Genomic DNA, 2,822 nt, shown 5'->3' with positions numbered 1-2,822 from the left:
CCCTACTCCCTGTCCCCTGTCCCCTGTTCTCGATAATCTCGGAGTTGTTGGAGGAGTTGTTCTTGGGATGAATTGGGTGGTTCGGAGATAGGTTGGGTGGTTATTTCTACTTTCTCCAGGGTTTTGGGTGGGGGAGTAATTACTAAGTTTCGACTTTGCTCAACTACCGATACTTGTTTTTCGGGAACGGGTGCGGTAATTACTACCTTTGGGCGATTAGCATCAGCTTTGAGAGAATCTAGAGTTACAGCTACCTTGGTTTTTTCCTGGATGTCTTTGCTAGAAGAAACTAATTTACTCAGACCATTTACCAATCGCAGCATATTTTGACGGAACTTAGGATCGCCTGTTAATTCATCTAAATCAGCGGTAATTTTTTGGGTATTTTCAAATGTTGCTCTAGCTGCATCTAAAGTTTGTTGCAGTAAAACAATGTTTTTTGGATCATTTAAAGTTTTAGAAGCATCTTTTAAATTCGCAGAAGCTTCGGCTGCATTTGCAGATAGGGTTTCTAGGTTATTTAATAATTTTCCTTGGGTTAAGCGGTTAATTGCCGGTGATAAACTGGTAATTGTTTGCCTAAGTTGGTTACTGGTTTCCGTCATACTATTCAAAGTACCAACTAAAGAAGAACGATTAGTAGTGATGAGATTATCTAAATTTGTTAGTAAGCGACTTGCTTGTTTGGCTGTTGTACTAAAGTCTTTAGATGTTTCGCCTAATTGATTCGCTGTTTTGGTTGTGGTTGCAGTTAATTGGACTGTCGAACGTTGTAATGTAGCTGCTGTATCTGAAAATACACCTATTTGTCCTTTGAAGGTTTTGCTCAACCCTTGCAAATCCTTCGTCAAATCAGCGATATTAGCAGCAGCATTAGCCGAGGTTTCTAACGTACGATTCACATTTTTATAGAACTTTTCACTACTGTACTGAGCCGCAAAAATAGTTGATTGTCGCATCAGTTCATCAACACTGATGCCAATTTCACCTTTTAAGCGAGAACCATTACAAATAATTAGGCTGGAATTACAGTCTTTATCTAGGGGTTTAGCGGTTACCTTCCCAGGTAAATCTCCTTTTGGTGTAATGTCAATAATATTTTCGCTAATTAATCCACTTTGATTGGCTTCAATGATCGAATTACTGGGAATTATTAAATCAGGGGAGTTAATTTGAATTTCGACATCAATCGCATTTGAGCCGGGTTTAACATTGGTGATAGTCCCCACTTTCACACCCCGAAAACGCACTGCTGAACCCTTTTGCATTCCCCCCGCGTTAGCAAATTCGATGGTTGCTTGATAAGAAGTTTGGCCGGGGGAGATTCTATTCAACCACAGTAAAATTACTCCAAATGCGCCTAACCCTAGCAGGAGCAACAATCCTACAGAACCTTCTCTCCATGTACGTGCAGATGTGAAGCTGCTAATTAGACCTCGCATTTATTCCTCCACTGATAGCGTTAAACTCAGCAATTTTATTTGATTTGGTACTTAACCAGCTACTTGAATGGGTCCATGTACACTTCCACTCATAAATTGTCTAATTAAGGGATTTTCTGTGTGATCTAAGGCAACTACTGTACCTTGCCATTGCACTTTTCCTTGATAAAGAAATACTATTTGATCAGATGTCCGCCGAATTGTACTATCTTGGTGAGTCACAATGGAGTAGGTACTACAGACTCCTTGTGTATGTTGTAAGTCACGGATTAAGTCCTCAATTACCGTTGAGGCAATGGGATCTAATCCGGCTGTAGGTTCATCGTATAATAAAACCTCTGGACTATCTGTAGGACGTTGAGGATTGGACATAATAGCACGGGCAAAACTGACTCTTTTTCGCATTCCTCCAGAAAGTTCTGAGGGATAAAGATGACCAATTGGGGATAAACCGACCATTTCTAATTTTTCATTGACTAATTCCCGAATGTGCGATCGCTTTAATCGAGAATGTTGATAAAGTAGAAATCCAATGTTTTCTTCGACTGTCAAGGAATCAAATAGAGCGGCTTGCTGAAACACCATCCCAATCCCCACAGGATCATCAGCATCTTCTATTAAACCCTCTCTGCGTACTCCTTGAATATAAATTTCTCCCTCGTCGGGTTTTAACAATCCGGCTATAATCCGCAAAACCGTTGATTTACCAGTTCCCGATGGTCCAATAATCCCTAATGCTTGGCCTCGATATATCTTTAAATCCACATTATCTAAAACTTTGTTATTGCCAAAAGTTTTAGAAATACCTCTTAATTCAATTAATGGTTCTAATGTTTCTATCATTGCTGGTTGGTAATTGATTAAATTCTCACCTGTCACTTAATCACCTGTAACCTATAATATTTTGTAAATAACTTTATTTTCCCATTTTACTCAAGTTTATGTCTCCTTATCCTAGTTTAGTAACTGTTTCCGCACTTATACTATATTTTGTAGTCACAATTAATGTTGGTATAGCCAGAGCTAAATATCAAGTCCCCGTACCGCAAACTACAGGAAACCTCGATTTTGAAAGAGTGCTAAGGGTACAACAAAATACCTTGGAACAACTAGCTTTATTTATTCCGGCTTTATGGTTGTTTTCTATTTACGTTAGTCCTATTTGGGGTTCTGCTCTCGGTGCAGCTTGGGTAGTAGGACGTATTCTATATGCTTGGGGATATTATCAAGCCGCAGAAAAACGCGGTCCTGGTTTTGCAATTAGTTCTCTCAGCGGTATCGTGCTAATTCTTGGTTCGCTGGTGGGGATTATTTTATCTATGGTGAAATAGACTGGGGACTGGGGACTGGGGACTGGGGACTGGGGACTGGGGACTGGGT

General features: G+C 39.9%; 3 protein-coding genes. 1 reads left to right on the top strand and 2 read right to left on the bottom strand.

The features are described from left to right. Positions 1 to 2: 2 nt before the first annotated feature. Positions 3 to 1,442 carry an MlaD family protein gene (locus PN450_RS16545; protein ID WP_271836972.1) on the bottom strand — a complete coding sequence of 480 codons (1,440 nt, stop codon included), beginning with the start codon at positions 1,440 to 1,442 and terminating at the stop codon, positions 3 to 5. 51 nt (positions 1,443 to 1,493) lie between these two features. Then, a complete protein-coding gene (locus PN450_RS16540; protein WP_271836971.1) occupies positions 1,494 to 2,285 on the bottom strand; it encodes an ABC transporter ATP-binding protein in 792 nt (263 codons plus the stop codon). A gap of 98 nt (positions 2,286 to 2,383) precedes the next feature. Between PN450_RS16540 and PN450_RS16535 the strand changes: the two genes are divergently transcribed. Beyond that, entirely contained in the window at positions 2,384 to 2,773 is a 390-nt protein-coding gene (locus PN450_RS16535) for an MAPEG family protein (RefSeq protein ID WP_271836970.1), read from the top strand. Positions 2,774 to 2,822 lie beyond the last annotated feature (49 nt).

Source organism: Dolichospermum lemmermannii CS-548 (genome assembly GCF_028330815.1).
Classification (GTDB): Bacteria; Cyanobacteriota; Cyanobacteriia; order Cyanobacteriales; family Nostocaceae; genus Dolichospermum; species Dolichospermum lemmermannii.
Note: the sequence above shows the minus strand (reverse complement) of the source record. Positions and strands in the feature narration are given on the sequence as shown.

What these genes read in the sequence shown, in the direction of transcription:
- PN450_RS16545 (WP_271836972.1), bottom strand. Translation starts at nt 1,442, where the DNA reads ATGCGAGGTCTAATTAGCAGCTTCACATCTGCACGTACATGGAGAGAA.
- PN450_RS16540 (WP_271836971.1), bottom strand. Translation starts at nt 2,285, where the DNA reads ATGATAGAAACATTAGAACCATTAATTGAATTAAGAGGTATTTCTAAA.
- PN450_RS16535 (WP_271836970.1), top strand. Translation starts at nt 2,384, where the DNA reads ATGTCTCCTTATCCTAGTTTAGTAACTGTTTCCGCACTTATACTATAT.